We start from the raw sequence: 6,502 nt of genomic DNA on the forward strand, positions 1-6,502 counted from the left end.
CATTCAGTTTCATATCGTTCAGTTTAAAGATAACTCCGATCACACCGGAAACAATTCCCATAATAAAGAACTGTGTAGCAATCTCTGGCATGTAGTATCCTTGAGTCATAACTCCCCAAACTACCCATACTACTGTAGCAGCCAGTGTCAGAAGAACTAAAATGTGTCCAAGACCAAATGAATGTCCTTCGTCAATTCCTGTTTTTTCATTTTGCTCACGGAAATAAGAATCTGTCTTATATGCGATTGAGATTGTCGGAGTCTTTTTAATCTTTGACGCATAGAACATAGTCATTCCACAGCCAAGAACTGTAAATACTACCCACATTACCATACGGAATCCTGCTCCGGAGAATACATCAATACCTGCAATACCCTGTGCAATACCTACAGAGAATGGATTCATCCAGGATGAACCGAAACCAATCTGTGTTGCAACATAAGTAACAAGAACTGCGATAACTGAATCATATCCAACTGCTACAAACAACGGACAAAGAATCATAGTAAACGGAAGTGCTTCTTCTCCCATTCCAAAAACTGCTCCACCAAGAGAAAACAGTACGAAAAGTATCGGAATCAGCAGTTTTTCTGCTCCCTTTGCCTTACGGATCAATCCGATCAATCCGGATTCAATCGCACCTGTACGGATCATGATACCGAATGCACCACCTACTACCATAAGGAATGCGATAATCTCGATTGCAGAACTATTTACGATTCCGTTATACATATAGTTGAAGAATCCTGTTCCACCATCTCCACTAAAGAGTGCTACTCCTTCTGTTACTACATTTCCTGCATCGTCTGTCAGATACTGGAAACTTCCGTCTTTGATTACTGTACGGGTTTTCTCAACACCATTGATCATGTACGAAATATCCTGTGTTTCGTAAAATCCCTTTGGTACAAGGAAAGTCAGAAGTGCTGCGACAACAACTACTAAAAAGATAATAATGTAGGTGTCAGGCACTTGAAATCCCTTGTTAAAAGACTTTAACCCTTTTCCTTCTTTTTTGCTCATTTCGAGTTTTCCTCCCATTTTTGATATACTATACCAGTGTACCATAGAATGCCTAAAATATAACTAAAAATTTACATATTTTATCAATTTTTGTCATTTCCCTGTATTTTTATACATCAAAAGATAGGTGTTTTATTCAATCGATCACATCATTCTGAAATCTTGACAAATGTTCATAAGGTAAGATCAGTCTTCCCCTGAACAATCCGCACCCATCATTGATCAGACTGTTATCTACTGCGGAAAACATATTTACATCCAGATCTGCCAGTTCCAGCTGCAAAAGACGCATGCCCCGTTCATAGGCTTCATCGAAATAAACGCACTCGCCTTCTGGAATAGCATCACGTCTTGCACGCTCATCCTGCTGTTTCTTCTCATATCCCAGATGATTCGCCGGACCAATTTCCGCAGTGTCATCCATTTTCTGGGTACGTAGCTGCACCTCCATGAAAGAACGGGAACTGTTATCATAAACTGTGATATGTAATGACTGATATCCTTCCCCGCTGGTTCCACAGATATAATCCCGGTAATACATCTTCACATCTTCATTAAGAAGCGGCGACGTACTTTTCTTTACTCCATAGGCAGACTCCACCGTAAACCCTCGTTCTTCCAGGAACCCGGGAAGAACATTGGCAATCTCATAAAGATAGCGGATCGACGCCGTTTCCTGATCTTCTCCTGGTTTCAGATGACACTTGGGCATACACAACACAATTCTGTATGCAATAAAATCCCGAAAACAACTGAGTTTATTTTTCAGTTCCGACACAGGAGGATAGATTCCATGTTTTGTATAATAATCGTAAATATATTCCACAATATAGCCGTTAAATTTCTCTTCTGCCCGGATCAGCGATTTGATCCTTCCTTTAAATGTAAACGCAAGAAACGGATATTCATGAGCCATATATTTATAAAATTCCCGGATCTTCTGGGACTGGGCCGTAAGGAAATCATTGTGTTCTAAAAGCTCTGTGATCTGAATCAGGAAATTCACATGCATCATATCAATCTCATTATGAGTAAGTTTCGCTTCTTTTCTCAGATCCCGGGTATATTTCTGTAAAATTTTTAAAACCGTATCTCCTGAATACAGATAATCATTTAATGTAATCATAAGTTTTTCCTCTTTTGGAGTTATAGCGTGTTTGAAGATTGTAGAAATGATTTTTCAGACACGCTATAATCTATAACCGAAATTTAGTTTTTCATTAATTTTAATGCTTTGTCAATATATCTACTGTTCTGTCAGCCTTTAACCAAACTGCTTCTTTTTCTTCATGAGTAACAAAGATCAACGTCTTTCCCTCCGTCTTTTTCAAAATATAATCAATTGTTTTTGCTCTGGTTTTTTCATCAAGACCTCTGAGAGGTTCATCCATGATCACACAGTCTGATTCAGCCAGCAATGCCCTCAGGATAGATACTCTCCTGCGCATTCCTCCACTCAGTTCACGAACCGGTTTCTGCCATATCTCAGTAAGCGCAACTGCTTTATACGCCTCCTCCAGTTCTCTGTCTGTTATTGTTTCTGTACATACCAGTCTTATATTAGAAGCAGCGCTCAGATTTTCACACAGACGATCTTCCTGAAATACTGCACTGAGTTTCCTGTCACTTACCCCTTCTATTTTCCCCTTATCCGGAACATCCAGTCTCAGAAGAAGCCGTATCAGTGTTGTTTTGCCACATCCGGATCTTCCTCTGATACAAGTGGTTTTCCCTTCCGGAAAAACACAGGACAAGTCTTGCAGTACCTGCTGTTCTCCGTATGCTTTACTAATATGATCTACCTTTATATCCATATCTCTTCTCCGCCTGTAACAGACCTCATAAATAATGCATTTAAGAGGATTATCATAAATCAAAATTTCCGTTATCTATGTTCTATCATATAAACTACTCTGCTTACAATTCCAAGAAAACACTTTTCAAATACAAAACTGATCACAATTATCACAATTGTCCACGCAAAAAGATCCGGAGTATTCAGATATATTTTTGCATTATACAGTTTCTCACCAATAGAACCTGAAGGTACTCCGATAACCTCTGCTGCCACTCCTGCCTTCCAGCACATTCCAAGAGAAAGCCTGCATGCTGAGAGAAAATAAGGCAGTACCTGCGATACATAAATATACCTGATCTGTCTTCTGAGATTCACACGAAATACTTTTGCCATTTCCAGTATCTTCCTGTCCGTCTGTCGTATTCCCTCAAGGATATTTGTATATATCACCGGCAGAACCATAAGAAAGGAAATAAAAACTGACAGATTTTTCGAAGGAATCCATATCAGGCACAAAATAATAAAAGATGCCACAGGTGTAGATTTGACCACTGCGATCACAGGTGCTGTCAGGATTTCCACTGTTTTTGACCAATATGCCAACACTGCCAGAAAGATTTCCAGAAACACAGCCAGAAGAAATCCTGTCACAATGCGTACAAAACTAAATCCGACAGACTGCCAGAAATTTCCGCTGAAAATCAGTTCAAAAAGCTTTCGGACAACAGAAACAGGAGATGCCAGAAGGATCTCCTGTTTCAGATACATACTCGCAAACTGCCAGATTGCAATCCAGAAAAACACTGCTAATATGCGAATTCCTGTATATTTCGTTCCATTGTCAGTTTTTGCTCTATCGTGTGTAATAGAATGCATCATCCGGCAACTGTCCTCCTATAATCTCAGGATTCTGATCATCCAGAGTTGCCAGATATCCTGAAAGCATGGTTTTCATCTCATCACCTTCAATAAACACAATACTGCAGTCAGGGATTGCTTTCTGTGCAACTTCTTTTGCAATAATATCATGATCTCCTATGATCTGGGCCGCAGCTTCTGTGTCACTGTTGACAAAATCTACAGATTCTTTATAAGCATCCATAAAATCATTTACTTTATCTGCATGATCCTGAACAAACTCATTGTTTGCGATCACAACTCCTGTCACAAGTTTACTTCCGTCATCCATGGAATCTTCCCACAGTTTGTTCAGATCCAGGGCAACCTTCAGCTTATCGTTTTTCATCAGCGCTGTAGTTACAAAAGGCTGCGGAAGAAGTCCGACTGCTGTCTGATCCTGCACAAGTGCGGAAACTACCTCTGCGTGCTCAGATTTAAATTCAACAGTCACATCTTTTTCAGGGTCGATTCCATTCGCTTTAAGAACAGAGTTCAGGGCATATTCCGGAGTTGCACCCTTCCCACTGGCATAAATAGTCTTTCCCTTAAGATCCTCCACAGATTTTACACTGTCTCCATTCTCCACAAGATAGAGAACACCCAACGTATTGACCGCCAGAACACTGACATCCTTATCTGTCTTCTGATACAACGTTGCTGCCAGATTTGCCGGAACAGCTGCAATATCAAGCTTGTCCTGTACTACCATCGGAACAATCTCATCCGGAGATGCAGCAATCGTAAAATCGTATCCGTCTTCATCAAGAAGCTGCGCCATTCCCATTGCTGTCGGACCTTTCAGGGCGCCTATCCGGACAGCATCCGAAGATGATCCTTCGGATGCCCATACGCTGACCTCTCCAGTGTTACCGGTCAATCCTGCACAGATACACAAAGCCATTGCACAAATCATCAATTTTCTTTTCATTTTACTCAACATCCTTTCTTTATTTAAGAATTTAAAAATCATTTACAGCAGTTCAGAAAAATAATACAAATAAGGCGCAAAACTCTGTCTTTATGTCCCTGATTTCAAATCTGCCAGTATTTTTCTTAATTTACTTCCATAATCTTTTCCTGCTGCCCAGCCGCCGCCATAAGGATTTTCCTGGATTCCCAGCCATTCCACGTAAGGCGCCGTCTCTCTTGTCACGTAATCGAAGCGTTCATCTACACATTCCTGATTCAGGGAATCTGTGGAGGCGTAGGCTTTGAGATGCTGAACCTGAGCACGTATTCCTGTTCTTACATCCGGAAATGCGATTCCTTTGACTCCACCTCCGGTTGTTCCAAGACCTGCGAAATTGAACTGGTCGATTCCCGCATCACCACCGAAACTCAGCCATCCGGTTTCCAGCATTGCCTGCGCAAAAACTACTTCACCACGTACATTCTCGGCATTTGCCTCCTCTACAATAATATTGCAAAAGGTATCTATATCAGATGCTCCGCCGCCACTGAGTTCTTCAGATGGGTAAGTGCATCCCTGACTGTTGTATAATGAACACATTTCATCGACGGAAACAGTTGTTCCACCCATAATCGTGTAGTATCCATAAGTATTATCTGTCGGGTCTTCATCGGAGATAATTTCTTCTCCGTTATTTTCTGCATTTTCGAGATATTTAGGTTTGGAGATCTGTCCCTCTCCTGAATGATCAGTTTCCTGACTGTTTTTTTCTGCACTATCAGTTGTTTTAGCTATCGTGTCGTCATCTGGGGTATCTGCAGCATTGTCTGCTACGCTGTTTTCTGTATCAGTGGACGCTATCCCTTCACTGGCACTTACCAAAGCAGGTGCCCCGAACATCAGGGCACCTGTTATTGTCATAAGCAGCCAGAAATATTTTCCCGGCACTTTTTTCATCTTATGCGTTTACCTTTCTCATTGCAGCTTCTACCACATGACCAACCAGTACAGAAGTTGTTACACTTCCAACACCGCCAGGTACAGGTGTAATAGCATCTACGATAGGCTCTACTGCTGCGTAATCAACATCACCGCAGAGTTTGCCTTCTGCATTTACGTTGATACCTACATCGATGATTGTCTGGCCTTCTTTTACATATTCGGCACCAACAACACCGGCGCGGCCTGCTGCTACAATAATGATATCTGCTTCACGTGCTACAGACGGCATATCTACAGTTCTTGTGTGGCAGATCGTAACAGTTGCGTTCTTTTTAACCAGCATCATTGCTGCAGGTTTACCAACAACAAGGCTTCTTCCGATTACTACTGCCTTTTTGCCTGTGCAGTCGATTCCGTAATGATCAAGGATTTCCATACAAGCCTGTGGTGTACATGGCGGGAAACCAATCTTCTTGCCTGTGAATACACCGGACATGGAAAGGTCTGTCATACAGTCAACGTCTTTTTCAGGAGCAAGTGCATTCTCGATCACTGCCTGATCCAGATGTTTTGGAAGCGGACGGAATAATAATACGCCGTGAATGCTGTCATCTTTGTTTACTTTATCGATTGTTGCAAGAAGTTCTTCCTGGGAAACATCTTCCGGAAGTAAGATTTTCTCACATGCAACGCCTAAAGTTTCGCAGCGTTTTGTTGCTCCTCTTTCATAGGAGATATCGCTTGGGTTTTCACCAACACGGATGATGCAGAGGGTAGGATTTACTCCTTTTCCCTGAAGCTCTGCTACGTTTGCTTTGATTTTCTCGTTTAATGCTGCTGTTACTTCTTTACCTAATAACTGCTTAGCCATTTGTCGTTCCCTCCGAAATTATACGTTATTATTCTATACTGTATCTGAATGATTTCA

7 protein-coding genes are annotated in these 6,502 nt (G+C 41.4%); all 7 read right to left on the reverse strand.

The window, feature by feature from the left end; genetic code table 11:
- Positions 1 to 1,024 (reverse strand): transporter permease (locus AC075L_RS00255; protein WP_476386999.1); only part of this gene is annotated, 1,024 nt, incomplete at its 3' end.
- 136 nt (positions 1,025 to 1,160) lie between these two features.
- Entirely contained in the window at positions 1,161 to 2,150 is a 990-nt protein-coding gene (locus AC075L_RS00260; protein ID WP_118409446.1) for a nucleotidyltransferase family protein, read from the reverse strand.
- A 100-nt stretch (positions 2,151 to 2,250) separates the two neighbouring features.
- Positions 2,251 to 2,838 carry an ATP-binding cassette domain-containing protein gene (locus AC075L_RS00265; protein ID WP_055057455.1) on the reverse strand — a complete coding sequence of 196 codons (588 nt, stop codon included), beginning with the start codon at positions 2,836 to 2,838 and terminating at the stop codon, positions 2,251 to 2,253.
- A 71-nt stretch (positions 2,839 to 2,909) separates the two neighbouring features.
- A complete protein-coding gene (locus tag AC075L_RS00270) occupies positions 2,910 to 3,698 on the reverse strand; it encodes an ABC transporter permease (RefSeq protein ID WP_476387000.1) in 789 nt (262 codons plus the stop codon).
- Complete coding sequence (locus AC075L_RS00275) at positions 3,676 to 4,650, reverse strand: ABC transporter substrate-binding protein (RefSeq protein WP_243096985.1); 975 nt, start codon at positions 4,648 to 4,650, stop codon at positions 3,676 to 3,678. Before AC075L_RS00275 ends, AC075L_RS00270 begins: the two co-directional genes overlap by 23 nt.
- Before the next feature lie 90 nt (positions 4,651 to 4,740).
- Positions 4,741 to 5,589, reverse strand: a complete 849-nt coding sequence (locus AC075L_RS00280) for a glucosaminidase domain-containing protein (RefSeq protein ID WP_243099536.1) — start codon at positions 5,587 to 5,589, stop codon at positions 4,741 to 4,743.
- A gap of 1 nt (position 5,590) precedes the next feature.
- Positions 5,591 to 6,445: a bifunctional 5,10-methylenetetrahydrofolate dehydrogenase/5,10-methenyltetrahydrofolate cyclohydrolase gene (locus AC075L_RS00285; protein ID WP_008703871.1), complete on the reverse strand. Its 855-nt coding sequence runs from the start codon at positions 6,443 to 6,445 to the stop codon at positions 5,591 to 5,593.
- Between the last annotated feature and the right edge of the window lie 57 nt (positions 6,446 to 6,502).

It is taken from the genome of Blautia sp. ZXY-1-B12, assembly GCF_056339915.1.

Bases quoted from the DNA above. Each gene is read 5' to 3' on its own strand.
- AC075L_RS00275 (WP_243096985.1), bottom strand. From the start codon at position 4,650: ATGAAAAGAAAATTGATGATTTGTGCAATGGCTTTGTGTATCTGTGCA.
- AC075L_RS00285 (WP_008703871.1), bottom strand. From the start codon at position 6,445: ATGGCTAAGCAGTTATTAGGTAAAGAAGTAACAGCAGCATTAAACGAG.
- AC075L_RS00270 (WP_476387000.1), bottom strand. From the start codon at position 3,698: ATGCATTCTATTACACACGATAGAGCAAAAACTGACAATGGAACGAAA.
- AC075L_RS00265 (WP_055057455.1), bottom strand. From the start codon at position 2,838: ATGGATATAAAGGTAGATCATATTAGTAAAGCATACGGAGAACAGCAG.
- AC075L_RS00260 (WP_118409446.1), bottom strand. From the start codon at position 2,150: ATGATTACATTAAATGATTATCTGTATTCAGGAGATACGGTTTTAAAA.
- AC075L_RS00280 (WP_243099536.1), bottom strand. From the start codon at position 5,589: ATGAAAAAAGTGCCGGGAAAATATTTCTGGCTGCTTATGACAATAACA.